Below are 26,760 nucleotides of genomic sequence, written 5' to 3'. Positions count from 1 at the left end.
CTGATCATCCGATCGGCTGATTCAGCACCGAACGCTTTCGCGAGGCGGACCTCACTTCCCGGTCGGGAAGGCGGGTCCGCCTTTCGCGTGTTACGCAGTAGACATATCCGTACTTCCCTGGAGGCACCGAACCATGACCACCTTCGTGGACCGCGTCGAGCTGCATGTCGCCGCGGGTAACGGAGGTCACGGCTGTGCCTCCGTACACCGCGAGAAGTTCAAGCCGCTCGGCGGCCCGGACGGCGGCAACGGCGGGCGCGGCGGTGACGTGATCCTGACCGTGGACCAGTCGGTCACCACGCTGCTCGACTACCACCACTCCCCGCACCGCAAGGCCACCAACGGCAAGCCCGGCGAGGGCGGTAACCGCTCCGGCAAGGACGGCCAGGACCTGGTCCTGCCGGTGCCGGACGGCACGGTCGTGCTGGACAAGGCGGGCAACGTGCTCGCCGACCTCGTCGGCCACGGCACCTCGTACATCGCCGCGCAGGGCGGCCGGGGCGGCCTGGGCAACGCGGCGCTGGCCTCCGCCCGCCGCAAGGCGCCCGGCTTCGCGCTGCTCGGCGAGCCCGGCGACGTCCAGGACGTCGTGCTGGAGCTGAAGACCGTGGCCGACGTGGCCCTGGTCGGCTATCCGAGCGCCGGCAAGTCCTCGCTGATCTCGGTGCTCAGCGCGGCCAAGCCGAAGATCGCCGACTACCCGTTCACCACGCTCGTGCCGAACCTCGGTGTCGTCACCGCCGGTTCGACCGTCTACACCATCGCCGACGTGCCGGGTCTGATCCCGGGCGCCAGCCAGGGCAAGGGCCTGGGTCTGGAGTTTTTGCGGCACGTGGAGCGGTGCAGCGTGCTGGTGCACGTGCTCGACACCGCCACCCTGGAGTCCGAGCGTGACCCGGTCTCCGACCTCGACGTCATCGAGGAGGAGCTGCGGCAGTACGGCGGCCTGGACAACCGGCCCCGGATCGTGGTCCTGAACAAGGTCGACGTGCCCGACGGCAAGGACCTCGCCGAGATGGTCCGCCCCGACCTGGAGGCCCGCGGCTACCGCGTGTTCGAGGTGTCGGCCGTCGCCCACATCGGCCTCAGGGAGCTCTCCTTCGCGCTCGGTGAGCTGGTCGCCGAGGCGCGCGCCGCGAAGCCGAAGGAGGAGGCGACGCGGATCGTCATCCGGCCCAAGGCCGTGGACGACGCGGGCTTCACCGTCACCCGCGAGGAGGTCGGCGGCGAGCCGCTGTTCCGGGTGCGCGGCGAGAAGCCGGAGCGCTGGGTGCGGCAGACCGACTTCAACAACGACGAGGCCGTGGGCTACCTCGCCGACCGTCTTGGCCGCCTCGGTGTGGAGGAGGAGTTGATGAGGGCGGGCGCCCGGGCCGGGGACGGCGTCGCCATCGGCCCCGAGGACAACGCGGTCGTCTTCGACTGGGAGCCGACGGTCATGGCCGGCGCGGAGATGCTGGGCCGCCGCGGCGAGGACCACCGGTTCGACGCGCCGAGGCCCGCGGCCCAGCGCCGCCGGGACAAGCAGGCCGAGCGGGACGAGGTGCTGCGGGCGTACGGCGAGTTCGACCCGTTCGAGTAGGCGTGGTCCGCCGCCGTGGCCGTCCGGCGGCTCGGTGCGCGGCCGCCCCGCCGGGACTCGGGGGCGGCGGCCCCGGCATGAACGCCGGCCGAACACCAGGCGTGTTCCGGGGCGAACCCGCACCACCTCGGTGAGTCAACTGTGGCGCGCGGAGAGGTACTTGAGCCTTGCCGCGCCGCATTCTCCTGGCTGCACGACTCCCGGAGCCGGCGTGTGGCGCTCGGCCCGGGCCGTACGACCGCACAGGGCTCCTGTCCGGTGACCGCGGGCACACTCGGCACGACCGTCTCCGGTGCGGGCCTCGGCGAGGCTTTTCCCGCTCCGGCCCGGCCGGTGACGATCCGCCGTTGCGCGCACGGATCAGCACCGCGTTCTTCGCTCCCGCTAACCGGCCTCTTACCCCCACCGAGACCGAAATGCTGCGGAATCTTAATATCGAATTCGACGGCAATGGGCACTCCGGCGAGCCGTATTGCCGTTTTGTCCGGGGCGGCGTGGCGCCCTCTATGAAGCACCCGTGTCCTGCCGCGTTCGGGGACGTGAAGATCGCGTTTCCGGCGCGGAGCGGGGGGACCGGTGCCGGGTCGGCGGGGCGGATCAGCGCGCCGACCTGCGCATGCTCGCGTGCCGCTGCGCGAAGCGGCGCGGGCGGTGCCGAACGGCTCCGCGAACAGTTCTGCGAGCAGGCCCGTGCCGGGCCTGTGCACTTACTCACAGCGAATTCACAGGGTGTTGGCGGAGCCCGGGTCCAATCACCCCGGGTGCAAGGTGAATGACAGGTTGCGCTCACATATGCATGGGATGTCGCTCACCTTGCACTGCGCTTACCTAAAGTGGGAACATTTCACGGTTCCCTGACGCCCCAAGGTAGGTCATCTGTGTCCCAGCACATAGCCAAGCCCCGAACCACCGCAGTGATCCTGGCCGGTGGCACCGGTCAGCGGGTGGGTCTGTCGATCCCCAAGCAGCTGCTGAAGATCGCCGGCAAGGCAGTCATCGAGCACACACTGACCACCTTCGAGAAGGCCGACTCCATCGACGACGTCATCGTGCTGATGGCGCCGGGCTACGTCCCGGACATCGAGAAGATCGTCGCCAAGGCCGGCTTCACCAAGGTGAAGAGGATCATCGAGGGCGGCTCCACGCGGAACGAGACCACCGAGCGCGCCATCTCGGCGCTGGGCGAGGGACTTGCCGAGGGCGAGGACCTCAACGTCCTCTTCCACGACGCCGTACGCCCCCTGCTCTCGCAGCGCGTCATCGACGACTGCGTGGCCGCGCTGGAGCGTTACCAGGCCGTGGACGTCGCCATCCCGTCCGCGGACACCATCATCGTCACGCGCACGCACGGCCAGGACGGCGAGTTCATCACCGAGATCCCGGACCGCTCCCGGCTGCGCCGCGGCCAGACCCCGCAGGCCTTCAAGCTGTCCACGGTCCGCCGCGCCTACGAGGTCGCCGCCGGTGACCCCAACTTCCAGGCAACGGACGACTGTTCCGTCGTGCTCAAGTACCTCCCGGACGTGCCGATCCACGTCGTCGCGGGTGACGAGTACAACATGAAGGTGACCCAACCGGTCGACGTCTTCATCGCCGACAAGCTCTTCCAGCTCGCCTCCACCGCCGCCCCCGAGCAGAACGGCGAGGACGCCTACCGCGAGCTCCTGACGGGCAAGACGCTCGTCATCTTCGGCGGCTCCTACGGCATCGGCAAGGACATCGCCGAACTCGCCGAGTCCTACGGCGCGAACGTCTACGCGCTCGGCCGCTCCACCACCGGCACCCACGTGGAGAACCCGGAGGAGGTCGACGACGCGCTGTCCAAGGCGTACGCGGAGACCGGCCGGATCGACTGCGTCGTCAACACCGCGGGCGTGCTGCGCATCGGCAAGCTCGCCGAGACCGACAACGCCACCATCGAGGAGGCGCTGAAGGTCAACTACCTTGCCCCGGTGCAGATCGCGCGCTCCAGCTACAAGTACCTCGCCGAGACCAAGGGGCAGCTGCTTCTCTACACGTCCAGCAGCTACACCCGCGGCCGCGCCGAGTACTCCCTGTACTCCTCCACCAAAGCGGCCATGGTGAACCTCACTCAGGCGCTGTCGGACGAGTGGGCCGGCGACGGCATCCGCGTCAACTGCATCAACCCCGAGCGCACCGCCACCCCGATGCGCACCAAGGCCTTCGGGCAGGAGCCCGCGGGCACGCTGCTGTCCTCCGAGGCCGTGGCCCGTACGTCCCTCGACGTGCTGCTGTCGGAGCTGACGGGGCATGTCATCGACGTCCGTCAGCAGGACCCGACGGCGGGTGCGGCCAACGCGTCCGGCTTCGAGCAGGCGCTGGCCACTGTTCTGGACCGCCAGGACGGTATGTAATAATTCGTTCAATAGCTATTAAGAATTTCAGGCCTCTGCCGTCGTTCGTTCACCGGGCGTTAGCAGAGGCCTGAATCCGTACATCTTCTGAATTACCGGCACCTCTCCGGCATAAACAACAAAAACCGGCACTCCCCTCCCAGAGCAGGTTTCTCCGTGATATCCACCGCTATTCGCGTCGCCCGGGTGGGCAGCGCGGCCGAGCTGACCGCGGCGGCCCTCATGATCCTGGGCTTCCCGGCGCTCATGCTGGCCGCGCTCGTCCCGAGCGTTCCCCTCTTCGCGGTCCTGGCCGCCGTGACGTACCTGGCGGACCACTATCTGCACCGCAAGGACAGCTATCTGATCAACCGCCTCAGCAAGATCCGGGCGGGTCTGTCGATCCGCTTCCTGATCCGGCAGCTGCTGCTGATCCTGCTGCTGGCCCGCCTGTCGCACGCGGACGACCTGATCTTCTACGGCGCCGTCGCCTGCTTCATCGCCTTCTACGGCCTGCAGGCCCCGCACGGCGCACTGGTCACCCTCATCCGCAGCCGCCGCCGGATGCCGGTCGCCACCCGCAACATCGACCTCAAGTCCCGGATCCGCATCCCGGACGCCCCACCACGCGGCCTGCTGCACCGCAGTGCGGAGAAGATGCTGCACCTCGACCTGTTCGCGATGACCGGCATCCTGTTCTCCGCCGGGCAGGACTCGCCCGCCACCCCGGGCTTCACCGGCATCGGCCTCACCGTCGGCCTCGGCGTCCTGTACGTGCTGGTGCTCGTACCGTACGTGCGCGGCCGGAAGCTCCCGCCGAAGGCCGAGGTCGTCCTCGCCGCCGTCGACGACTGGCTGGCCTCCTACCGTCCGGAGACGGTGCTGTACTTCTCGGGCTCCAAGGACTCCGCGTACCAGGTCAACATGTGGCTGGAGACGATGGAGCAACTGGACAGCCGGCCGCTGATCATCCTGCGCGAGCGGGTCATCCTGAACAACCTCGCGCCGACCACGGTCCCCGTCATCTGCGTGCCCGGAGGGGTGCACCTGATGAACCTGGACCTGTCGACCGTGCGTGTGGCCCTGTACGCCGCGAACGTCGGCAAGAACATCCACATGCTGCGCGTGCCCACCATGAAGCACGTCTTCATCGGCCACGGCGACAGCGACAAGCTCGCCAGCGTCAACCCGTACAGCAAGGTCTACGACGAGGTGTGGACCGCAGGCCGGGCCGGCCGCGACCGCTACGCCATCGCCGACGTCGGCGTTCGCGACGAGGACATCGTCGAGGTCGGCCGCCCGCAGCTCGCGCCCATCCGGGCCTGGCAGGGCGTGCCCGACGGTGCCCGCGGCGGAGCCGCCGAGGGGCGCTGCCCCACGGTTCTCTACGCGCCGACCTGGGAGGGCTGGGACGGCAACCCCGGCAACACCTCGATCGTGCTCGCCGGCGAGAACATCGTGAAGAAGCTGGTCAAGGCCGATCCGCCGGTCCGCGTCCTGTACAAGCCGCACCCGTTCACCGGCACCGTCAGCAAGAAGGCTGACGCCGCGCATCGGAGGATCACCGCCCTGCTCGAGAAGGCCGCCGCCGAGCGCGCCGCCGACTCCCGCTTCACCGCCGACGCCAAGGCGATGGCCCGGGCCAAGGCCGAGCTGGCCCGGATCGAGGCGCGGCTGGCCGAGCTGACCGGCACCGGGGGGGACAAGGGCGACGAGGCCGAGGCCACCCGCGACGGCGTCGTCGACGTGGCCCGGCACCAGGAGATCGCCCGGCTGCGCGCCGAGTGGAACGACGCCTACTGGCGTTCCTTCCCGTCGTACGAGCACCGTGTCATCACGGGCCCCGAGCCACGCCTGTACGACTGCTTCAACGTCTCCGACGCGATGGTCTCCGACATCTCCTCCGTGGTCTCCGACTTCATCGCGAGCGGCAAGCCGTACGCGGTCACCGACTCCGGCGGTGTCGGTCACGAGGAGTTCAAGCGGCAGAACACGGCCGTGCGCGCCGCGGTGATCCTGTCCAACGACGCGCGTGAGCTGCGCGGCCTGCTGGACGCCGTGCGCGACCCGGCCGCCGACCCGCTGGCGGACGCCCGCAAGGAGCTCAAGCGCTATCTGTTGGGTCCGGACGAGCCGACGTCCATCGACCAGTTCAACAACGCGGTGGCGGACCTGGCCCTCAAGGCCGAGGCCCGCAACGTCGGCCAGCAGTCCCGGGTGGGCGCCGTCAACGCGGACCCCGCCGAGAGCGCCGAGCTGTCCAACGCGGTGCCGAGCCAGCGGACCGCGTCCGCGGGTGACCAGGACGGTGTGAACGCGGGCTGATCACCCGGCCGCGGCCGTCGGACAGGGGCCGACACCGGGAGCGATCCCGGGGCCGGCCCCTCCCGCTCGCAGAGCCCGTTGTACAGGTTTCCCACCGGTCCCTCTTACCCGGGCGGTGGGCCGGGGGTGAGCAACTCTTACCGACTCTGCGTACGGTCGGGTGGACCCCCTGACCCCCATGTGGCATGCGCCACTGATCACAGAGGGCAACCCCATCCGGTGGAAGTCGGTCTGACCGGTTGCCGTTGTGGCGGACGAGGGAAGTGTTCTGTTGGTAAGTAAGGGGCAAGTGTGACCGTCGCGACGCAGCCTGATGTCAGCGTGATCATCGGGGCGTACGAAGCGATGCCGTACCTGGTCGAGTGCCTGGCGTCGGTCGAGGCCCAGACCATCGACCCGGCGCGCCTGGAGGTCATCGCGGTCGACGACGGTTCGACGGACGGCACCGGGGAGTACCTGGAGGAGTTCGCCGCCCGCGCCCCCATGCCCTTCACCGTCATCCACCAGGAGAACTCCGGCGGCCCCAGCGGCCCCCGCAACGTCGGCCTCGCCAAGGCGACGGGACGGTACGTCTTCTTCCTCGACGCCGACGACCGGCTCGGCCCCGAGGCCCTCGGGCGCATGGTCGCCATGGCCGACGAGAACGCAACCGACGTCGTCCTCGGCAAGGTCGAGGGCATCAACCGCATCCCGCCGAAGTCCATGTGGGGCAAGACCCTCGGCCGTACCGACGTCTTCTCCTCCAACATCAAGTTCACACTGAGCGCGCAGAAGCTGTTCCGCCGCGACATGCTGGACCGGCACGGCATGCGGTTCGACGAGTCGCTGTTCACCGGTGAGGACGCCCTGTTCACCATGGAGGCGTACCTGCGCGCGAACGGCGTCTCCGTGCTCGCCGACTACCCCTGCTACTACCTGGTCGGCCGCGACGACGGCAAGCACGTCACCAAGAGCGGCAGCTACACCCTGCGCTTCGACTCCGCGCGTGCGCTGATGAAGCTGATCGCCGACATGGTCCCGGCCGGCGACAAGCGCGACCTGCTCATGGTCCGGCCCTTCGTCATCACCCTGGTGCCGCAGTTCGGCCCGCGGTTCCTCAGGGACAGCGAGGAGGTCCGCCGGCACAAGCTGGAGCTGGCCGAGCCGCTGATGAAAGCCTGCTGGACGCCCGGAGTGGCCCGGCGGCTGAAGGTCCACGAGCGGCTGCGGATGCACCTGGTCGCCCGGCAGCGCACCGATCTGCTGCTGGACGTCATCAAGTCCGTCAAGGCGAACAGCCAGCCCGACGCGGTCCTGGAGAAGCGCGGCACCCGCGTCTACTTCGCCTACCCGCACTTCCGGTCCAAGGAGGCGGGCATCCCGGACGAGATGTACCTCGCCGCGCCCCGCGAGGCCCGTGCCGTCGAGGGCTACCGCGAGGCTGCCGCCAACTCCTTCCCGCGCCGGGCCCTGCGCAGGATACGGCGCACTCTGTCGGCGAGGTCGTTCAAGGCGGCGGCCTGAGCGGCGCCCCTGCGGTGGCTTCCCGCCCGCCGGGCGGCTTCTGGGCCGGTGTCTGAGCCGTCCGGCTCGCTGCGGCGGGTCGGACGGGCCGCGCGTCCGGTGGGTGACGTGCGGGTCCGCTGCCGCTGAGCAGCCGGGCCGAGCAGGCCCGGCGGGCTACCGCCTGCCCGACTGCAGCGCCCGGCGCAGGGGGCGGCCCCACCGCGCGGCGGGCGCGGCGGTAGACGGAGGCCGCCGGTGCGGGAAGCGCGCCCTGCTCGTTGCGGGACCCGGGCCAGCTCCTTGCGCAACTTCGCGTTGTCCTGGGTCAGTTCGCTGACCTGGGTGTGCAGCCAGCCGAACCGGCTGCTGAGCGAGGCGGGACCGGTGTCGTTCCACGGCCGGATGCCCGGCGGGAAGGACAGCGACCGCATCCGCTCCTCGAACGCGGCACCGCGGTCGCCGTGCGTGAAGGTGTTCCGCAGCCCGTTCTTGTCCAGGAAGCCGGGGAACAGGTCGAACCGCTTCCGGTGGTCGCCCACCAGTCCGCCGAGGTCCGCCTCCTCGTACAGCCGCGCCGGATCCGCCGCCTGCGGATCCTTGGCGGCCTCGTCCCGCCGTCGGTGCGGGATCTCGAAGTACCGGCACAGCTCCAGCGTGCGCGAGTCGCCGCACAGCACGGTCGCCGGTGTCCCCGCCAGCAGGGCCGCGATGTTGCCGTGGATGCGCGAGCCGAAGGAGAAGTCGAAGCCGCGCAGGTCGTCGACCCAGGTGACCGGGTCGATGCAGACCCGCACCTTGTCCTCCCGGTACATCGGGTGGTCCGGGTGCGTCGGCATCGCCGTCACCGGGGAGTTCGGGTCCGACAGGTCCCGCCAGTGCAACTGCCGTGCGTCGCTGGGGTCTGGCCGACGAACCGCAGGTTCGGGTAGCGCGCGTGGGTACGGCCGGTGATCCGGTCCAGGTCCTGCTTCTGCACCGCGCTGTGCGAACCGTTCACGGAGATCCGCGACTCGGCGGTCAGCGCCGGCACTGCTTGCGGACGTCCGGTGCGGCGCCGTACAGGAACATCGATGGACAGCCGATGACCTCCACGTCACGGAAGCCCATGTCGCGCAGATACTTCTCCGTGAACTCGCCCCGCACCCCGATCGACGAGCTGCGCTCCAGTACCGCCGCGCAGAACTCACGCCCCGACCGCCCCGTCGGCTTCAGCCGGGCCGGGTTGTGGCTCAGCCCGGTCTGCGCGCCGACGCCCGGCACCACGACCGGGATCCGGAGCCTGGAGATCAGCCGGGTCAGCCGCTTCAGCCGTGCCTCGAAGAACGGGCGGAAGGCGTTGGCCAGAGGGACGACGAACGCGTCGTACTCCTCGTTGATCCGCGCGGCCGCGCTCAGGTCCGTGCCGACGCCGTTGGAGACGACCTCGGTGCCCGGTGTCTGAAGGATCTTGTGCGTCGCGTCGCTGAAGATCAGATTGCCTGAGTTGGTGGCGATGACGTCCCGGTGCAAGGCCTCCTCGAAGGTCAGGACGCCGTACGGGCTCCTGCCCGATCTCAGCAGAATGCGCTTCACGATCTTCAACTTATGTTGACGCGAGCTTTGATTTGCGTACGCAGCCAGTGCAACCTTTTTGCCGCACGCAAATGGTGAACGCGCCGCTACGGACCGCTTGTCCGGACGCTGGACCGCTGCGCACGGGAGGATCCGCTTCGCGTAGATTGCCGCTCAGGCAGCCGGAACTGCGCGCGGGTACGAGAGGGAACAGAGGGCAAGGTGACAAGGGCAAGGCAGGCCGTGGGCGAGGCCCGCAGGATCGTCGTCAAGGTGGGCTCCTCGTCGCTCACCACCGCGGCCGGCGGTCTGGACGCCGACCGCGTCGACGCCCTGGTCGACGTGCTCGCCAAGATCCGGAACGAAGGGACGGCCCGAAGGGCCCCGGTCGAGGGCAGTGGCGGGAGACGGACGGGCAGCGGGGAGCGGGAGATCGTGCTGGTCTCCTCCGGTGCCATCGCCGCCGGTCTCGCGCCGCTCGGCCTGCGCCGCCGCCCGAAGGACCTCGCTCGCCAGCAGGCCGCCGCGAGCGTCGGTCAGGGCCTGCTCGTCGCCCGCTACACCGCCTCCTTCGCGCGTTATGGCGTCCGCGTCGGCCAGGTCCTGCTCACCAGCGACGACATGAGCCGCCGCGCCCACCACCGCAACGCCTCCCGCACCCTCGACAAGCTCCTGGCGATGGGCGCCTTCCCGATCGTCAACGAGAACGACACCGTCGCCACCGACGAGATCCGCTTCGGCGACAACGACCGCCTCGCCGCCCTCGTCGCCCACCTCGTCCGTGCCGACCTGCTGGTGCTGCTGTCGGACGTGGACGGCGTGTACGACGGGGACCCCAGCAGGCCCGGCACCTCCCGGATAGCGGAAGTGAAGGGTCCGCAGGACCTCGCGGGCGTCGAGATCGGCAGTGCGGGCAAGGCCGGCGTCGGCACCGGCGGGATGGTCACCAAGGTCGAGGCCGCCCGGATCGCGGCCGCCGCCGGTATCCCCGTGGTGCTCACCAGCGCCGTGCACGCGGCGGAGGCCCTGAGCGGTGGCGACACCGGCACCTACTTCCACCCCACCGGCAAGCGCTCCGCCGACCGGCTCCTGTGGCTCCAGCACGCCTCCACCCCGCGGGGCGCGCTGACCCTGGACGACGGCGCGGTGGACGCCGTCGTGACGCGGCGCAAGTCGCTGCTGCCCGCCGGAATCGCCGCCGTGGAGGGCGAGTTCAACGCCGGCGACCCCGTCGAACTGCGTGACACCTCGGGGCGCGCGGTGGCCCGCGGACTCGTCAACTTCGACGCCAAGGAGATCCCCCGACTGATCGGGCGTTCGACACGCGAACTGGCCCGGGAACTCGGCCCGGCCTACGAACGCGAGGTCGTACACAGGGACGACCTGGTGCTCCTGCACGCGTAAACGCCGGCGCAACGACGGCCCCCGGTGGGGGAGCTTCCGTAAAACCGCCCCGCGGATGCTCACGGGCTGCTCAACTTTGTCTCAGGACCACGTTCCCGAGCGCTGGGTGAAGGAGGCCGTCGTGAGACGAGTGCGCCCTGGGGCGGCAACCCGCGGTGCCCTGACGAGCGTCGCGGCCGGGGACACCTACGAGGAACCCAAGGACCTGCCCAGGCTGTGGCACGTCACCCTCAGCGTCGCCGGTCCAGCGGTCCCGCTCACCGAGCTGCGGCGCGCCCTGGAACAGCTGGCCCACGACCATCCCTTCCTGCTGACCAGCAGATACGCGAGCGACCACGCGGAGATCAGGTACTGGGAAGAGGCCCGCGACCTGCACGACGCCGCCGCCGTCGCCCTGCGCCTGTGGGGCGAGCACCGTCAGAGCGCCGGACTGCCCCCGTGGGAGATCGTCGGCCTGGAGGTCATCGACCGCGAGACCTACCACCAGCGCCTCGCCGAAGGCTACGGCCCGCCGCCCGCGACTCCGGTCGGGGTCCATCCGTTTTGATCCCCCCTGAGACCTTGTCTCGCGGTTCGGGATGAGCGGTGACCGGCGCCTGGCGCGCACTACCCTTCCCTCATGACCACGCTCTCCCCGTACGACTCCATGTCCCCGGTCACCCAGGCCGCCTACCGGGCCAGGGCCGCAGCCGCCGACCTCGCGCCGCTCCCGCGCGCCGAGAAGGACGACGCGCTGCTCGCCATCGCCGACGCCCTGGAGGTCCGTACCGCCGAGATCGTCGAGGCCAACGCCCGCGACGTGGCCAAGGCCCGGGAGAACGGCACCAGCGAGGCCATCGTCGACCGGCTCACCCTCACCCCCGAGCGGGTCCGCGCCATCGCCTCCGATGTCCGTGACGTGGCGAAGCTGCCCGACCCGGTCGGCGAGATCGTCCGTGGCTCCACCCTCCCCAACGGCATCGACCTGCGTCAGGTCCGCGTGCCGCTCGGTGTCGTCGGCATCATCTACGAGGCCCGTCCGAACGTGACGGTCGACGCGGCGGCGTTGTGCCTGAAGTCCGGCAACGCCGTCCTGCTGCGCGGCTCCGCCTCCGCCTACGAGTCCAACACCGCCCTCGTCCGCGTCATCCGGGACGCCGTCGGCGGCGCCGGGCTGCCCGCCGACGCCGTCCAGCTGGTGCCCGGCGAGAGCCGTGAGTCCGTCCGCGAGCTGATGCGCGCCCGCGGCCTGGTCGACGTCCTCATCCCGCGCGGCGGTGCCTCCCTGATCCAGACGGTCGTGAACGAGTCGACCGTCCCGGTCATCGAGACCGGCACCGGAAACTGCCACGTCTATGTCGACGCCGCGGCCGACATCGACATGGCCGTCGCCATCCTGATCAACTCCAAGGCCCAGCGGGTCAGCGTCTGCAACGCCGCCGAGACCCTCCTGGTCCACCAGGACATCGCCCCTCGGTTCCTGCCCCGTGCCCTCGACGCCCTCGCGGAGGCCGGCGTCACCGTGCACGCCGACGAGCGCGTCCTGGCCTACGCGAAGGACTCCAAGGCGACCGTAGTCGAGGCCGTCGCCGAGGACTGGGAGACCGAGTACCTCTCCCACGACATCGCCGCCGCGGTGGTGGACTCGCTGGACAAGGCCGTCGAGCACATCCGGCTGTGGACCTCCGGTCACACCGAGGCGATCGTCACCACCTCCCAGCAGGCCGCCCGCCGCTTCACCCAGCTGGTCGACTCCACCACCGTCGCCGTCAACGCCTCCACCCGCTTCACCGACGGCGGCCAGTTCGGCTTCGGGGCCGAGATCGGCATCTCCACCCAGAAGCTGCACGCCCGCGGCCCCATGGGCCTGCCGGAGCTGACCAGCACCAAGTACATCGTCACCGGTGACGGCCACGTGCGCCCCTGAGGTTCACCCGTCCGGCCGCAGGTCGTGCGGCTCGCCCGGGGCACGGCCCTGCCCCGGGCCGTGCGGCCGGAAGACGTCTCACCAGCCAGACGAATTTCCATACCGTCTGCCCAAATTGACCCCCCAGGTCTACTCTGGATGCGTGCCGGAGGACGTGGGGGGCACGCCGTTCCCTGACGGCTGGGAGCCCGACGACGACCACGACCACGGGGTGTCGGACGAAGAGTTCGCCTCCGTGGTCTTCGACGAGGCCTTCGTACAGGCGGCTACGGTCCACGAGCCGACCGCCGTCGAACGCCTTCTTGCCGCCGCACAGGCCAGGGCCGAGGCGTCCGAGGCGGAGGCCCGCCGCTCCCACACCCGAGGCGAGCACTACGACGACATCTACGGCGCTGAGGGCACCGATTTCGGCCAAGATCCGGACGACGAACTCGAGGACGCCTACGTCCTCGGCGACCGCCTCGGCGGGTACGGCAAGCAGGTCCGCTGGCACCGCCCCGTGGCCTGGGTGCTCGCCGTCGTGATGGGCATCGGCATGGTCGCCCTCGCCCTCGCCGCCGTCTACCGGGGCGGCTCCGCCAGCACCCGCGACGGGGTGCCCGCACCCGCCTCAACCGGCCTGGAACAGGGCAGCGCCGCCGCGCCCTCCGTCTCCGCCGACACCTCCCAGCCGGCGGTCTCCGCCGTCCCTAGATCCCCCTGAGCGCCCGCTCCCATTCTTGGTGAGCACCTGTCAGAACTTGTCCGTCGGCGGGGCGTTTACCCGAGGCTCACACGACCTACTCTGAAAGTATGGGCGGGCCTGGAGACCCACCGGAGGGCGGCCCCGAGGGCGGCCCCGGCGGTGCAGAGGACGAGTACCGATCCGTCGTGTTCGACGAGTCGTTCGTCCGCGCTGCCCACCTCCAGGAGTACTCCGCCGAGGAACGGATGGCGGACCACGCCCCCGCTGTACGGCGCCGCCCGCCCCTGCACCGCGGACTCACCCGGCAGGCCCTGATCCTCGTCGTGCTGATCGCCATCGCCTTCGGCACCGCGATCTACATGGGCGTCCGCCACCCCTACGGTTCCCCGGAGGCCCGGCGCCCTGTCGAGCCCCTGCGGATGACCGTCATACCGCTCGCCCCGACGGGCAAGGTGCCCGGCACCCGTGACGCCGAGTATCTGTACGCGCACAGCCCCGCCGCCCAGTACGACGTCGGCGCCGAGGGGATATCCCTGCCCGCCACCCGCAGCACCGCCCACTTCTCCGACAGCCAGGTGGTGACCGCGCTCACCACCGCCAAGGACTTCATCGTCCGCTCCTCGCTCTACCCCGAGGTGCTCACAGGCCGTGACGTCCAGCCGGCCCGGTCCCTTCTCGACGCCGACCAGCTCGACCAGTTCGACCAGAGCTTCGACCACCCGGCGGCGGACGGCAGGCACGCCCCCACCGGCTGGCTTGTCCGCCTGGACCCCTCTCGTGCCCAGCTCGCCGACGACCGCATCCGCGTCCAGGGTGACCTGCAGGCCTCCGAGGCCGACCCGGGCACCCTGGAGGTCACCGCCGACCACACCTTCGTCTACGCCCTGCGCCCCACCGGCGCTGCGAACGCGCCGGTCTCCCTGTTCACGGTCCGTCGCGAGCTGACCTTCCGCTTCACCCGTGACGACCTGCGCACCCACGAACTCCAGCTGCTCACCTCCTATGCCCAGGCGGGCCCCCTCGCCTGCGCCGAGGACTCCTCGGCCTACTTCCGCCCGCTCCTGGCCGGCCAGACGGCCCACACCGGCGGCCCCGCGGGCACCGATCCCTACGAGACGGACAGCCCTACGGCCCTGTGCGGAACGCTGGCCGCCGGGGCCGAGCCGAAGGTGTGAGTGGGGGACTCTGCGAGGCGGCCGGGTGAGGGCGGGCAGGCGATCGGGCTCCTGGGAGGCAGTCTCCGGGGAGGTGGAGACGGCTTCGTCGGTGTGGAGGGTTCGGCACCGTCGGCTGCCGCCCGGCTGTGGCTGAGCGGCGTTGCGGAGGGAAGGAGGAGCCGGGCGGCGCGGGGGGCCGTTGTCGGTGTGGCCGGGCGAGCACAGGCGGTGCCGTGTCCGTGGCGCGGGGGAGGAGCAGGGGGCCGGTGCGGCGGGGTCAGCCCTCCTGGGAGGCGTCTGCCGGGCCTGCCTTCGGCGGGGGCGGGCTGCGGAAGCCCTCGAAGCCCCGGCGGACCCGGCCACCCAGGTCGCCCGCGCCGTCCGCGAGGTCGGTGACCAGCTTCATCAGCGGGTCCTTGGAGGTCTTCACATCGCTCGCGTAGCTCGCCGCCGACTCACGGAACGAGTCGCTGACCGAGGCGTCCTTGTCCTCGTCGCGCCGCGGGTAGTGGCCGTCCATGATCCGCTGGAAGTCCCGGGACTCGGCCCACCTCTTCAGCTCGGCCGCGCGGATCGTGGCGAAGGGGTGCGACCGCGGCAGCACGTTCAGGATCTTGAGCACCGAGTCGCGCAGATCGCCCCCGGCCTCGTACTCCTCGGCCTGCTCCAGGAACGCGTCCACGTTCATCTCGTGCAGATGATTGCCGCCCGCGATCTTCATCAGACCCCGCATGGAGGCCCGAAGGTCCTGGCCCACCAGCAGGCCGGCCCGGTCCGCGGACAGCTCCGACTTGCGGAACCACTCCCTGAGCGCCGTGATGATCGCCATGACCGCGAGGTTGCCCAGCGGGATCCAGGCGACCTTCAGCGCGAGGCTGGTCAGGAACAGCAGGATCGTGCGGTACACCGAGTGGCCGGACAGCGCGTGTCCCACCTCGTGTCCGACGACCGCCCGCATCTCCTCCTCGTCGAGGAGCTCCACGAGCCCCGTGGTGACCACGATGATCGGCTCGTCCAGGCCGATGCACATCGCATTCGGCTGCGGGTCCTGGTTGACGTACATCGGCGGGACCTTCTCCAGGTCCAGGATGTAACAGGCGTCCAGCAGCATGTCGTGCAGATGCTGGAACTGCCGCTCCGAGACCCGCACCGAGTCGGACAGGAACAGCAGCCTCAGGCTCCGCTCGGGCAGCAGCCCGCTGAGCGCCTTGAAGACCGTGTCGAATCCGCTCAGCTTGCGCAGCGCCACCAGGGCCGAGCGGTCGGCCGGGTGCTCGTAGGCACGCGAGGAGATCCCGGGGAAGCGCCTGCGCTGCCTGCTCGGCACGCGCTCGTGCCCCGTCTGCTGCTGGCCGTCGTCGGACATGTCTTCCCCCATGTACGTGTGAGTGCCCACTGTGCCCCCGAGGAGGAGCCCAGCCTAGGCGGAGATACCGTGGAAGGGCAGTACAGCCGAAGGAGTCCACTCATGGGGCGTCACCCCGCAGCCGCCCGGCTGACCGAGGCCGCCGCGAGCGCCGTCCAGCAGCACGGGGCGGGGAATCTGCTCCGCATCGTCCTCGTCGTGATGATCCTGGGCTGTGTGCTGACCGCCTGGTTCCTGCTGGGCGGTTACAAGCGGAAAGACGACTGACGGCTCGCGGAAGTTCCCCGCGCGGGCCCAACGGCGGAGTCGGCGTGATCGCCGCAGGGCGGCCCGCATACGATGAGCCGACATCTTTATCCCGCCCACACGCGTTAGGTCCTGCCGAAGATGAGCCTTCCCAGCACCGCAGCCCACTTGGTCACCCTCGCCGAAGCCGAGGGCGGCCACCACAACAGCCTCAACCCGGCGGTCACCGGCGGCAGCGCCCTCGCCATCCTGCTGCTCCTGCTGTGGATCACCACCCGCTTCAACCGCGACCGCTGAGCGGGGACCCCGTCCCCGGCCGGACGTCACAGGCCGGGCCGGTAGGGTCTGCACGCATGGGAGAGCAGGACATGCCTACCGGTCCGGCGCACGAGACCGCCGACGACACGGTGAAACCCCCGCAGTACCGGCGGCACCGGCCGGGCCACGGCCCCGCCCGCACGGGCAAGCGGCGCCTGGGCGTCATGGGCGGAACGTTCGACCCGATCCACCACGGGCACCTCGTGGCGGCCAGCGAGGTCGCCGCGCAGTTCCAGCTGGACGAGGTGGTGTTCGTGCCCACCGGCCAGCCGTGGCAGAAGTCCCACCGCAAGGTCTCCCCGACCGAGGACCGCTATCTGATGACGGTCATCGCGACAGCCGAGAACCCGCAGTTCTCCGTCAGCCGCATCGACATCGACCGCGGTGGCCCCACCTACACCGTGGACACCCTGCGCGACCTACGCGCCCTCAATCCCGACACGGACCTGTTCTTCATCACCGGCGCCGACGCCCTCGCCCAGCTGCTGACCTGGCGGGACAGCGAGGAGCTGTTCTCTCTCGCCCACTTCATCGGCGTCACCCGGCCCGGCCACCACCTGACCGACCCGGGCCTGCCGGAAGGCGGTGTCTCCCTCGTCGAGGTCCCGGCCCTCGCCATCTCCTCCACGGACTGCCGTGCGAGAGTCGCCAAGGGAGAACCCATCTGGTACATGGTGCCGGACGGGGTCGTGCGCTACATCGACAAGCGCGAGCTGTACCGCGGCGAGTGAGCCGAGAGGGGCACCGGTGAACGACCGATACGACGCGGGTGAGGGCGGCTACGGCGCCGGTCCGTACGAGATCGTCGGCTACGACGAGTACGGCCGGCCCGTGTACCGGCAGGTCCCGGCGCAGCCGGCGCCGAACGCCCAGCGGGCCACCTACGATCCGTACGCCCAGCAGCAGGGCTACGGCTACGACCCGTACGCCACCGGCCCGCAGCCGCAGGCACCCTCCTACGACACCGCCCGGCCCGGGTACGACCCCTACGGCTCCCAGGCCCCGTACGACCCCTACGGCACCGGCACCCAGCATCCCGCCGGCTACGACCCCTACGGGCAGGCCGCCGGCAGCGGGCAGCAGCCCCGGGTCACCGAGCAGACCGCCTACATCCCGCAGCAGGCCGGTCCGGCGCAGGCCTCGCACGCCCAGGCGCACTCCGAGGATCCCGGACACGAGGCCGAACGCGACTACCACACCGAACAGTTCGCGTTCGTCGAGGAACCGGACGGCGACTCCGAGGACGTCATCGACTGGCTGAAGTTCACCGAGAACCGCACCGAGCGCCGGGAGGAGGCCCGCCGCCGCGCCCGCAGCCGGATCATCGCCCTCCTCGTCGTCCTCGCCCTCGTCGCCGCCTGCGGTGTCGGCTACCTCTGGTACGCCGGAAAGCTGCCCGGCCTCTCCTCCTCCGGCTCCAAGCGCGGCACGAGCACTCCGGTGAGTGCCCAGAAACGCGATGTGATCGTCGTCCACCTGCACATCACCGGCAAGGGCGGTACCTCCACGGCGCTGCTGGTCGACAACACCACCACCAAGCAGGGCAGCACCGTGCTGATTCCCAACTCCCTCGCCCTGAGCGACGACGACGGCTCCACCACGACCCTCGCCAAGTCGGTGGACGACGACGGTTCCTCCGGCACCCGCGACCAGCTCGACACGGTCCTCGGCACCAACATTCAGGGCACCTGGCGCCTGGACACCCCCTACCTGCAGAACCTCGTCGACCTGGTCGGCAACATCGACATCGACACCAACGCCGACGTGCCCGACCCGGACGCCAAGAAGAAGGGCGCCGAGCCGCTCGTCCACAAGGGCAGCGACCAGACCCTCAGCGGCAAGATGGCCGTCGCCTACGCCACGTACCGGGCCCCCGGCGAGACCGCGGACGCCCAGCTGGAGCGGTTCGGCCAGGTCATGCAGGGCGTGCTGCGCAAGATGTCCTCCGACCCGGCGTCGGCCACGACCACGGTGCAGACCCTCGCGCAGATCCTCGACCCGCCGCTCACCGACAAGGACCTCGGCACCTTCCTCGCCAAACTCGCGGACCTCGCCAAGAGCGGCGCCTACAAGACCGCCCTGCTGCCTGTGCAGCCCGACGGCACCCTGAGCGCGAAGACCAGCGACAGCGTGGTGAAGGACATCCTCGGCGGCGCCGCCAAGAGTCCCGACGCCGGCTCCGCGGTCCGGGTCTCCGTGGAGAACGCCACCGGAGTGAAGGACGACACGGAGAAGGCCCGCGTGGTCCTGCTCAACGGCGGCTTCACCTTCCTGGAAGGCGGCAGTGCCCCCGGCACCCGGGCCACCTCGAAGGTGGTCTACTCCGACGCCGCCCACAAGGCGGACGCCACCGAGGTCGCCAAGACCCTCGGGCTGCCCGCCGGCTCCGTGGTCAAGGGAACCGTCTCCTCGGGCGCCGACGTCTCGGTCGTCCTCGGCGGGGACTACAAGCCCGCCAGTTCCTGACCGGCCCACGCACCCCACGTGCCACCGATAATCACGTGGGGTGCGCCCGGCGGTCCGTGAGACCCTTGAGAAGTTCAGTGACCGCCGACCGAAAGCTTCGTAGTGACCGCCACCGACCGTTCCCTTGAGCTCATCAACACCGCCGCCCAGGCGGCGGCCGACAAGCTCGCCCACGACGTCATCGCCTACGACGTCAGCGACGTCCTGTCGATCACGGACGCCTTCCTGCTGGCCTCCGCGCCGAACGACCGCCAGGTCAAGGCCATCGTCGACGAGATCGAGGAGCGCCTGCTGAAGGAGCTCGGCGCCAAGCCGGTGCGGCGCGAGGGCGACCGCGAGTCCCGCTGGATCCTGCTCGACTACGTCGACATCGTCGTCCACGTCCAGCACAGCGAGGAGCGCGTCTTCTACGCTCTGGAGCGGCTGTGGAAGGACTGCCCCGAGCTGGAGCTGCCCGCCGACGCCAAGGCCACCCGCGGCAAGGCGGAGGAGCACGCGAGGATGCAGGCCGCCGAGGCCGAGCAGGAGCCGGGCGGGGAGTGGCGATGAGCGCCACCGGCGAGGTGACCGACCGCAGGAGCCGCGGCCGCCGCATCATCCTGTGGCGGCACGGCCAGACCGCCTGGAACGTGGAGCGCCGCTTCCAGGGCAGCACGGACGTCGCGCTCACCGAGACCGGCGTCGGCCAGGCCCGCCGCGCGGCCCGGTTGCTGGCCTCCCTGGGGCCGGACGCCATCATCTCCTCGGACCTGCAGCGGGCGGTGAACACGGCTGCCGAGCTGGCCGCCCTCACCCGCCTCGACGTCACCCTCGACGAGGGCCTGCGCGAGACCTACGCGGGCGTCTGGCAGGGGCTCACGCACGAGGAGATCATCGCCCGCCACGGCGAGCAGTACGCCGCCTGGAAGCGCGGTGAGGCGGTCCGCCGGGGCGGCGGCGAACTGGAGACCGAGGTCGCCGACCGTGCAGCACCCGTCGTCCTGCGGCACGCCGAGAAGCTGCCGGAGGACGGCACCCTCGTCGTCGTCAGCCACGGCGGCACCATCCGCACCACCATCGGCCGGCTGCTCGGACTGGAGGCCCGGCACTGGGAGAGCCTCGGCGGCCTCTCCAACTGCTGCTGGTCCGTGCTCGGTGAGGGCGTCCGCGGCTGGCGTCTGCTGGAGCACAACGCCGGCACCCTCCCGGAGCCCGTCCTCGGCGACGACGACTGAGCCGGGGGACACCCCGGACCCCGGATTTCACTTTCTGGCAGGTCACAGGCTAAAGTTCTTCTTGTTCGCCCCGCCGAGCGGGGCGGAACACCATGCGGCCCCGTCGCGTGGCGCGAGGGGCTATAGCTCAGTTGGTAGAGCGCCTGCATGGCATGCAGGAGGTCAGGAGTTCAATTCTCCTTAGCTCCACTGATCGACACTCGTCGAGTCGTCAAGATCGGTGATGAGGATCCCGTTCCCGTCAGGGGGCGGGATCTTTCTGTTGCCGTACGACGTTCGCAGCGCTCCACAGCACGTTCGGCAGGCAGGGCCGCCCGACGTACGAGAGCTCCTGTGCGGCCGAGGAGCGGCAGTACAGGAGCTCTCGCCTTCTTCGAGGACCAGGCCAGGACTAGGCCGAGCGGGACTTGCGGGCGACGACGACGCGGAACCGGCTGCACTCGTTGTGCAGGAACTCCTCGGAGAGCCGGCCGCGGTCGACCGGGCAGGTGGCCTCGTAGACCTGGTCGTCGTCCGTCAGCAGGGAGATGTGGAGACGGGCGTCAGCGACGGTCAGGGCGACACTCGCGATCGGACCGGACGGGTAGTCCCGAACGTTCGACAGGGCGATCCATCGGTTGCCGCTGCGGCGCAGCCGTTCTTCCTGGATCCACGCGACGCCCTGTGCGTCCACCTCGGCCCGGTAGAGGTTGTGCCTGCTGGCAGCCGTGGAGAGGTCCAGCGAAGAGCCCTGCGGGCCGGTGGGACCGGTGGGGCCGACGGGTCCGGTGGGGCCGATGATGCCCGCTCCTGCCGGGCCGGTGGGTCCGGTAGAGCCGGCGGTGCCCTGTGATCCGGTGGGGCCGACGGGTCCGGTGGGACCGGTGGTGCCCACTCCTGCCGGGCCGGTGGGTCCGGTAGAGCCGGCGGTGCCCTGTGATCCGGTGGGGCCGACGGGTCCGGTGGGGCCGGTGGTGCCCGCTCCTGCCGGGCCGGTGGGTCCGGTAGAGCCGGCGGTGCCCTGTGGGCCGGTGGGACCGGTGGGACCGGTGGTGCCCACTCCTGCCGGGCCTGTGGGTCCGGTGGGGCCCGTCGGCCCTGTCGGACCCGTCGGCCCCTCGGGTGTCTGGAAGGCGATGATGACGGTGGGAGTCCCCGTGGTGTCGGGAACGGATGTGGCGGCGGTAGCACTGCCGGCGACGAACGACGATCCGGCGCCTCCTCCGCCACCCCCGAAGGAGTCGTACGGATCGAAGCCGCCGCCCCCGCCTCCGAACCACCCTCCTCCGCCGCCCCCACCGCTGAGGAGATCGGGGAAAACGGAGCTGTCGCTGGCGCCGGAGCCGCCGATCCCGGCGGAACCGACGCCTCCGCTGGGGCCATAGCCCAGGGAGCCACCGCCGCCACCACCGCTGGTGCCGCCCCCGCCGCCGCCGCTGAACGAGTCGAAGAGGCCGCTGCCGCCGCCACCACCACCGGCGACCTGCGGACTGGTGCCGCCGGCATTGCCGCCCGTGCCGCCCTCGTTGCCCCCGCCGTTCCCGGCGGGCGTTCCGAGGCCGCCCCCCGCGCCCCCGTTGGGCGCCCCGCCGGGCCCTGCTCCGGTGCCGCCGCTACCACCGACGCCTTCACCTCCCACGACGCCGTGGCTGCTGCCGCCGCCACCACCACCGCCGGCAGCGACGAGCAGCCGCGGGTCACCAGAGTCACCCGTGAGGGTGCAACCAGGGGCTCCGAGAGAGCACGTCTGGACGGCACTGGCGCCGCCCCCGCCCCCGCCGCCGCCACTGCCCACGGCTCCACCGGGAGCACCTCCGTTGAACCCGCCACTGCCGGGGGTCGTGTCACCCGTACCACCGGCTCCGCCGACCTCGACGTAGAGCGTGTTGCCCGCGGCGACCGGGAAGGTGGCCTTGACGACAGCTCCATTCCCGCCGGCGGCCACGCCGAAGTTCCCGACACCTTTGCCACCAGGGGCACCGGCTGCCGAGACGGTGACGCCGGTGACACCGGCCGGGACGTCGAAGGTCTGCTCGCCGCCGGTGTACGAGTAGGTGCAGACGGTGTTCGGAGGGGTCACGACGCAGCTGGGAGCAAGGCGGCGTGCGCTCTCGGAAGACGACCGGTCGTGGGACCGGTGACCTCCCGGAAGCCCGCCGTGGGCATAAGCCGTTCCGGACAGCGTGGTGGCTCCGGCAGCCAGGGCGAGTGCGATCGCGGACGTGAGGCGATGGCCGCGAACGCGGTGAGCCGCCCGCCCGGGAGGAGGCGCCGCACCCGGTGGGAGCTCCTGCGTCGTCGTATGCACCATGGCAAGACCCTTTCGTCATTCTTCGGGGAGGCATCGCCGTCGCGCACACGGAATCACCACAACCGCCGCCAACCGCGGCGACTTCTCCAGTGCACCGAGACCGGAGGGGCGCTTTTCAGTCCTTCGGAGCATCGGCCACTTGCGGATCGGTCACGAATGCGGTAGGGGCCGTCAGTCCAGGCTGCCGGGGGTGCCCCAGAGTTCGGACAGGAGGAGGCCGGGCTGCTGAAAGTCCTCGCTCGGCTGCTCGGCGCGGCGTCTTTCGGCACACTGGTGCCGGACCGGCTTGAGTCGCTCGGGCCTCTGCGGTCGTATACCTCCGAGGAGGTGTTTCGGTGGGCGCCGGCCGCCGTGGCCGCGGCGGGCGCCGTGTCCGGACTGGTACTGAGGCGTCGCTGACCGTATTGCTCCGGCCGTGGCAGAATCAAACGGCCGGAAGGGGGCGCGGCCCGACGGGAGGGAGTAGCGATGCCTGCGAGCATCCGCGAGGAGGTCGGCCACCTCCTCGGTGCGGCGTTGATACAGGACACGACCACCCGGCTGAGCTGCCCTTCCTGTGGTTCCGCGCGTGTCGCCCAGGTCCTCGGCGACAACGGCGGAATCTCCTACGTGTGCACGGCCTGCGGCCACAGCTGGAGCTGATCGATGGGTGCACACAGGCGAAAGTGCGACTGGTGTGGGAGCGGTACGCCGATCGTCCGTGACATGGAGCCGGTCAATCCCGACTACCAGTACTGGTGCGAGGAATGCGCGCGGGCGCTGATCATAAAAGGCGACCCGATCGAGACGTACCGGGAATTGGAGGGTGAGCCGATCTACGGCCGCCTCCTCGAGGAACACTGCACCCTCAAGCGCTTCTACTCCTTCGTGACGGCTTGACGTCGGCGCCTCCGACCGCCGCGCGGAGGGACGACAGGGCAATTCCGGGGCGCCCCGGCGGACTTCGGGGCGCCCGCTCGCATGCCGGCTCCCCCGGGGCGCGGCACTGGCCGTGTGCCGATCACGCCCGGCGGCATCCACACCACGCGCGCGCAACCGACGACTTCGGACCAAAAAATGGACATTTAGGCACGTATTGCCATCGGGCTGAAACCGATTTGGCGCTGCGCACCAGGCCCTGTAGTGTTTACGTCGTCGCCGGGGGAACCGGGCGGAACAACAGAACAAGGGGCTATAGCTCAGTTGGTAGAGCGCTTGCATGGCATGCAAGAGGTCAGGAGTTCAATTCTCCTTAGCTCCACAGAAGTCGAAGGCGGGCCATGTCGCGATTGGCCCGCCTTCGACGTGTTGCGCAGGACACAGTCGTACGAAGGGGGAGGGGTGCCCGGCTCGGGCACCCCTCCCCCTTCGTACGCTCAGCGACCGAGAGCGCGCCGGCCCCGGCCCTGCGAGACGACCGGCAGGTTGCGGGACGGCGCCTGCCCGCGTGTGTCCTCCTCGATGCGGAGGGCGAGCGCGGGGCAGCGGCGCACCGCGCGCAGTGCCTTCGCCTCCGCGTAGCGCGGCACCTGTGCCTGGGCGACGGTCGGGAAACCGTCGGCGCCGAGTTCGAACACCTCCGGCAGGATGTCGGCGCACAGCCCGTGGCCCCGGCACAGCGTCCAGTCGACGTAGATCTTCTGGCGGCTGGCACCGGTCTCCTCGGGCTCTGCGCCGCCCGGGATGCCCGTGGGGGCCCTGCCTCCCTCGAAAAGCGGCAGAACGCCCTCCACGGGCCGTCCGCAGCCGTTTCCGAGGACGTGCGCGGCCAGGTCGTCGGTGAACGCCTTGATGGTCGACTCCAGGAACATCGCCGAGCCGTCCGGGTGTGAACACGCGCCCCGGCGCTTGACGTTCCTCGCGACCTGCTTCAGCGCCTCCAGGGCGGCCGGGCCGCCGCCGCCCAGGATGTCCTCCATGCCGCGCGCCGCGGCCGGCAGCCCGAGGTAGCAGGGCCCGCACTGGCCGGCGCTCTCCTCGGCCAGCCACTGCGCCACCCGCAGCGACTCGCCCAGTGGGCAGGTCTCCTGGCTGATCGGCAGGATCGCGCCCGCGCCCAGGGAGCCGCCCACCGCATCCAGGGAGTTGCGGGAGACTATCGCCTCGTTGACGGTCGCCGCGTCGATCCACTTGCCGTGATAACCGCCGGTCAGCACGCCCTGCGGTACCGGCGGGGCGCCCGCGAGCTGCAGCACGTAGCGCAGCGGCACGCCCGTGGGGACCTCGATCACCATCGGGCGGGCGACCGCGCCGGACACGGTGAGCATCACGGTGCCCGGCTCGTCGTAGAGGCCCGTGTTGCCGTAGCGCTCGGGGCCGATGCGGGCGGCGATGGCCAGCTGCGCGAACGTCTCCGCGTTCGACAGCAGCGTGGGCGCGCCGCCGACGCCGCTCTGCGAGGCGCTGATCTTGCGGCCGGGCGGGATCGCCGGGCCACCGTCGATCGAGCGGACCAGCGAGGCCGCGGCCCCGGTGACCATGCGCACCGGGTTGCGCTGCACCCATGCGCGCAGCGCCGATCTACGGCTGTTGCTCAGCCCGCGCTCGGCGAGCGCGGCCTCCATGGAGCGCTGCGTCGACTCGCGTGTGACACCGATCACCAGGGTTCGTGCGCCGAGCGCCTCGGCACACAGCAGCGCGCCGTCCAGGATCAGGTGCGGGGCGCGGTTGATCAGCACCGTGTCCTTGCGGCAGGCGGGTTCGTCCTCGCTGCCGTTGACCACGACGACCGGCCGCACCCCGCGCTTGATCGCCGACTCGGCGACCGAGCGCAGCTTCTTGTGGAACGGGAAGCCCGCGCCGCCGCGGCCCTTGAGGTTGATGTTCTCGGCGAGCTGCGCGAGCTGCTCGCCGCCGAGCGGGTCGAGCGGCCCGTGCACCTTCAGGTGCATGGGCAGATCGAGCCGCTCCACAAGGTCGAAGCCCGACGTGAGCTGCGGAAGACCGACCACGCGGACTTCGGGGACGTCGGGCAGGGCCTCGTTCACTTAAAGCCTCCGGACGGCGTGTTCCAGGATTCGCCCGAGCCCGGTGTGTCGAAGGACGCGCCGGGCAGCGTTTCGGTCACGGGACCGCTGTTGTACGGGTCACTGGCGTTGTACGCGTCATAGAGGCCGTTTGTCTCACCGGTGTCGTACATGTCACGTCCGCCGTAGCCGGCGGCGCCTGGATTGCCATAGACCGGGATGGTCTGCCCGGTGTCCTGGAGCGGGTCGTACACGGACGGCGGGGCCTCGCCGACCGGGGGCGGGGACGGGACCGGCCAGCTGCCCGAGGTGTTGGACTGACCGTCCACGCGCGGGACGGCCTCCGTGGCCTGCAGATCCAGCGGCAGGTCCATGCGGGCGGTCTGGTCGGCCGCGTACGGTTGCCAGGAGCGGCCCGGCGTGGAGACGGCGCGGTAGGCGGCGGCGAAGCCCGACGCGGGTTCCGCGGCGGGGGTGGCGGGGGACTGGTAGAGCGGCGCGGAAGAGGCGGTCGCCGCCCTGGGCTCGCGCCGCTCCTCGAAGCCTGTCGACGCCGGCCCGGTCACCCGTGAGCGGTTCGCGTCCAGCTCCTCGAGCCCCGGCCGCTCGGAGGTGCCGAACAGCGTCACCAGCCGGTCGGCGACCTTGCGCTTGACCGGGCGCGGCGCGGAGCGCAGAGCGACGGCACCCATCACGCCCAGCAGGGACAGGCTGTAGAGGATCACGAAGATCGGCTTGGCGGCGCGCCCCGCGTACAGGCCGTGGATCAGCGCCGCGCACCAGGCCGGGTAGGCGAGCATGTGCATGGCGCGCCAGCGGGCGGCGACGGGGGCCGGGGTGGCGAAGTTGCTGCGCAGGGCTCCGGTGATGCCCACGAAGATCATCAGCAGTCCCGCCAGCGAGCCCAGCCCGATCAGGCCGCCGATTCCGGTGACACCGAGCGAGAAGGGGATGATCGCGGCGATCAGCTGCGTGTGGCCCAGTGCGACCTTCGTGGTGATGTGCAGCAGCAGGAACGCGATCGAGGCGACCGCGGTCGTCCGGTGCACCGCCTGACCGACGATCCGCTGCCGGGTGTTCAGGAAGATCCGGTCCTGTGCGAGCAGGCCCCAGATCACCGAGCAGCTGAGCGAGACCAGGGACAACACGCCCGCGCCGAAGTTCAGGAAGTCGCGGAACTGGTTGCCTCCGACCAGCACGACCACGGGTATGAGCAGCAGAACGACAGCGGACGCCACCCCGTAGGCCGAGCGGCCGGGTTTGGGGAGGGAGCTGGTACTACGACGAGGGTTCATGGGGGCAACTCCGAGCAGTTTCGGGAAAGCGGTCCCGCTGCCGAACTCTAAGTGGCTGCATACCGATCAGTACGGGGGTTTGGGTGATTGCGTTGTTACCAAAGGACAATGCGACTGGCGCGATGTCCCTTGGTGGACGGTACGCGAAGTAATTGTTGACCTTGATTCAGC

General features: G+C 70.5%; 23 protein-coding genes and 2 tRNA genes. 19 read left to right on the top strand and 6 right to left on the bottom strand.

Annotation, left to right across the window (positions count from 1 at the left end):
- Positions 1 to 133 precede the first annotated feature (133 nt).
- From obgE to AC5WRT_RS20730, 4 genes are all read left to right on the top strand, one after another.
- Positions 134 to 1,582, top strand: a complete 1,449-nt coding sequence (obgE, locus tag AC5WRT_RS20745; RefSeq protein WP_496094808.1) for a GTPase ObgE — start codon at positions 134 to 136, stop codon at positions 1,580 to 1,582.
- An 878-nt stretch (positions 1,583 to 2,460) separates the two neighbouring features.
- Positions 2,461 to 3,957: a D-ribitol-5-phosphate cytidylyltransferase gene (locus AC5WRT_RS20740; protein ID WP_496094809.1), complete on the top strand. Its 1,497-nt coding sequence runs from the start codon at positions 2,461 to 2,463 to the stop codon at positions 3,955 to 3,957.
- A 186-nt stretch (positions 3,958 to 4,143) separates the two neighbouring features.
- Positions 4,144 to 6,261 carry a CDP-glycerol glycerophosphotransferase family protein gene (locus AC5WRT_RS20735; protein ID WP_496094879.1) on the top strand — a complete coding sequence of 706 codons (2,118 nt, stop codon included), beginning with the start codon at positions 4,144 to 4,146 and terminating at the stop codon, positions 6,259 to 6,261.
- A 291-nt stretch (positions 6,262 to 6,552) separates the two neighbouring features.
- Positions 6,553 to 7,764, top strand: coding sequence for a glycosyltransferase family 2 protein (locus tag AC5WRT_RS20730; RefSeq protein ID WP_496094810.1), 1,212 nt, complete (start codon positions 6,553 to 6,555; stop codon positions 7,762 to 7,764).
- Here the strand turns inward: AC5WRT_RS20730 and AC5WRT_RS20725 are convergent.
- Complete coding sequence (locus AC5WRT_RS20725) at positions 7,671 to 8,582, bottom strand: hypothetical protein (RefSeq protein WP_496100484.1); 912 nt, start codon at positions 8,580 to 8,582, stop codon at positions 7,671 to 7,673. The genes AC5WRT_RS20730 and AC5WRT_RS20725 overlap by 94 nt on opposite strands.
- Before the next feature lie 181 nt (positions 8,583 to 8,763).
- Positions 8,764 to 9,318: a polysaccharide pyruvyl transferase family protein gene (locus AC5WRT_RS20720; protein WP_496100483.1), complete on the bottom strand. Its 555-nt coding sequence runs from the start codon at positions 9,316 to 9,318 to the stop codon at positions 8,764 to 8,766.
- A gap of 222 nt (positions 9,319 to 9,540) precedes the next feature.
- On the opposite strand from AC5WRT_RS20720, the gene proB reads away from it, so the two are divergent.
- From proB to AC5WRT_RS20695, 5 genes are all read left to right on the top strand, one after another.
- Positions 9,541 to 10,701 (top strand): glutamate 5-kinase, encoded by a 1,161-nt coding sequence (gene proB, locus AC5WRT_RS20715; protein ID WP_496094880.1) that lies wholly within the window; start codon positions 9,541 to 9,543, stop codon positions 10,699 to 10,701.
- A gap of 121 nt (positions 10,702 to 10,822) precedes the next feature.
- Positions 10,823 to 11,248: a DUF8830 family protein gene (locus AC5WRT_RS20710; protein ID WP_496094813.1), complete on the top strand. Its 426-nt coding sequence runs from the start codon at positions 10,823 to 10,825 to the stop codon at positions 11,246 to 11,248.
- A 72-nt stretch (positions 11,249 to 11,320) separates the two neighbouring features.
- Positions 11,321 to 12,607, top strand: a complete 1,287-nt coding sequence (locus AC5WRT_RS20705; protein WP_496094814.1) for a glutamate-5-semialdehyde dehydrogenase — start codon at positions 11,321 to 11,323, stop codon at positions 12,605 to 12,607.
- A 142-nt stretch (positions 12,608 to 12,749) separates the two neighbouring features.
- Positions 12,750 to 13,310, top strand: a complete 561-nt coding sequence (locus AC5WRT_RS20700) for an SCO2584 family spore wall biosynthesis protein (RefSeq protein WP_496100482.1) — start codon at positions 12,750 to 12,752, stop codon at positions 13,308 to 13,310.
- A gap of 89 nt (positions 13,311 to 13,399) precedes the next feature.
- Entirely contained in the window at positions 13,400 to 14,467 is a 1,068-nt protein-coding gene (locus AC5WRT_RS20695; RefSeq protein ID WP_496100481.1) for an SCO2583 family membrane protein, read from the top strand.
- A 259-nt stretch (positions 14,468 to 14,726) separates the two neighbouring features.
- Here AC5WRT_RS20695 and AC5WRT_RS20690 read toward each other — a convergent pair whose 3' ends face one another.
- Positions 14,727 to 15,815: a M48 family metallopeptidase gene (locus AC5WRT_RS20690; RefSeq protein WP_496094817.1), complete on the bottom strand. Its 1,089-nt coding sequence runs from the start codon at positions 15,813 to 15,815 to the stop codon at positions 14,727 to 14,729.
- Between the two features lie 102 nt (positions 15,816 to 15,917).
- Between AC5WRT_RS20690 and AC5WRT_RS20685 the strand changes: the two genes are divergently transcribed.
- The 7 genes from AC5WRT_RS20685 (at position 15,918) to AC5WRT_RS20655 (ending at position 20,248) form a co-directional block, all read left to right on the top strand.
- A complete protein-coding gene (locus tag AC5WRT_RS20685; protein WP_496094818.1) occupies positions 15,918 to 16,082 on the top strand; it encodes a hypothetical protein in 165 nt (54 codons plus the stop codon).
- Between the two features lie 120 nt (positions 16,083 to 16,202).
- A complete protein-coding gene (locus AC5WRT_RS20680; RefSeq protein WP_330340003.1) occupies positions 16,203 to 16,358 on the top strand; it encodes a hypothetical protein in 156 nt (51 codons plus the stop codon).
- A 56-nt stretch (positions 16,359 to 16,414) separates the two neighbouring features.
- A complete protein-coding gene (gene nadD / locus AC5WRT_RS20675) occupies positions 16,415 to 17,110 on the top strand; it encodes a nicotinate-nucleotide adenylyltransferase (protein WP_496094819.1) in 696 nt (231 codons plus the stop codon).
- Positions 17,111 to 17,126: 16 nt separating this feature from the next.
- Entirely contained in the window at positions 17,127 to 18,845 is a 1,719-nt protein-coding gene (locus AC5WRT_RS20670; protein WP_496094820.1) for an LCP family protein, read from the top strand.
- 102 nt (positions 18,846 to 18,947) lie between these two features.
- Complete coding sequence (gene rsfS / locus AC5WRT_RS20665; protein ID WP_496094821.1) at positions 18,948 to 19,394, top strand: ribosome silencing factor; 447 nt, start codon at positions 18,948 to 18,950, stop codon at positions 19,392 to 19,394.
- Positions 19,391 to 20,059: a histidine phosphatase family protein gene (locus AC5WRT_RS20660; protein ID WP_496094822.1), complete on the top strand. Its 669-nt coding sequence runs from the start codon at positions 19,391 to 19,393 to the stop codon at positions 20,057 to 20,059. Before rsfS ends, AC5WRT_RS20660 begins: the two co-directional genes overlap by 4 nt.
- 116 nt (positions 20,060 to 20,175) lie before the next feature.
- Positions 20,176 to 20,248, top strand: a tRNA-Ala gene (locus tag AC5WRT_RS20655).
- A 202-nt stretch (positions 20,249 to 20,450) separates the two neighbouring features.
- Here AC5WRT_RS20655 and AC5WRT_RS20650 read toward each other — a convergent pair.
- Positions 20,451 to 22,118 (bottom strand): hypothetical protein, encoded by a 1,668-nt coding sequence (locus AC5WRT_RS20650; RefSeq protein ID WP_496100480.1) that lies wholly within the window; start codon positions 22,116 to 22,118, stop codon positions 20,451 to 20,453.
- A 699-nt stretch (positions 22,119 to 22,817) separates the two neighbouring features.
- On the opposite strand from AC5WRT_RS20650, the gene AC5WRT_RS20645 reads away from it, so the two are divergent.
- The 3 genes from AC5WRT_RS20645 (at position 22,818) to AC5WRT_RS20635 (ending at position 23,589) form a co-directional block, all read left to right on the top strand.
- Positions 22,818 to 22,991, top strand: a complete 174-nt coding sequence (locus AC5WRT_RS20645) for a hypothetical protein (protein WP_496094824.1) — start codon at positions 22,818 to 22,820, stop codon at positions 22,989 to 22,991.
- 3 nt (positions 22,992 to 22,994) lie between these two features.
- Complete coding sequence (locus tag AC5WRT_RS20640) at positions 22,995 to 23,228, top strand: hypothetical protein (RefSeq protein WP_003976229.1); 234 nt, start codon at positions 22,995 to 22,997, stop codon at positions 23,226 to 23,228.
- Positions 23,229 to 23,516: 288 nt separating this feature from the next.
- A tRNA-Ala gene (locus AC5WRT_RS20635) sits at positions 23,517 to 23,589 on the top strand.
- A 115-nt stretch (positions 23,590 to 23,704) separates the two neighbouring features.
- Here the strand turns inward: AC5WRT_RS20635 and AC5WRT_RS20630 are convergent.
- Together AC5WRT_RS20630 and AC5WRT_RS20625 are read right to left on the bottom strand one after the other, a co-directional pair.
- A complete protein-coding gene (locus AC5WRT_RS20630) occupies positions 23,705 to 25,315 on the bottom strand; it encodes an NADH-ubiquinone oxidoreductase-F iron-sulfur binding region domain-containing protein (protein WP_496094825.1) in 1,611 nt (536 codons plus the stop codon).
- The gene (locus tag AC5WRT_RS20625) at positions 25,312 to 26,589 is read right to left on the bottom strand and encodes a cytochrome b/b6 domain-containing protein (RefSeq protein WP_496094826.1); all 1,278 of its coding nucleotides are present in this window, start codon (positions 26,587 to 26,589) and stop codon (positions 25,312 to 25,314) included. Before AC5WRT_RS20625 ends, AC5WRT_RS20630 begins: the two co-directional genes overlap by 4 nt.
- Between the last annotated feature and the right edge of the window lie 171 nt (positions 26,590 to 26,760).

The organism is Streptomyces sp. NTD91, from assembly GCF_059510455.1.
Note: the sequence above shows the minus strand (reverse complement) of the source record. Positions and strands in the feature narration are given on the sequence as shown.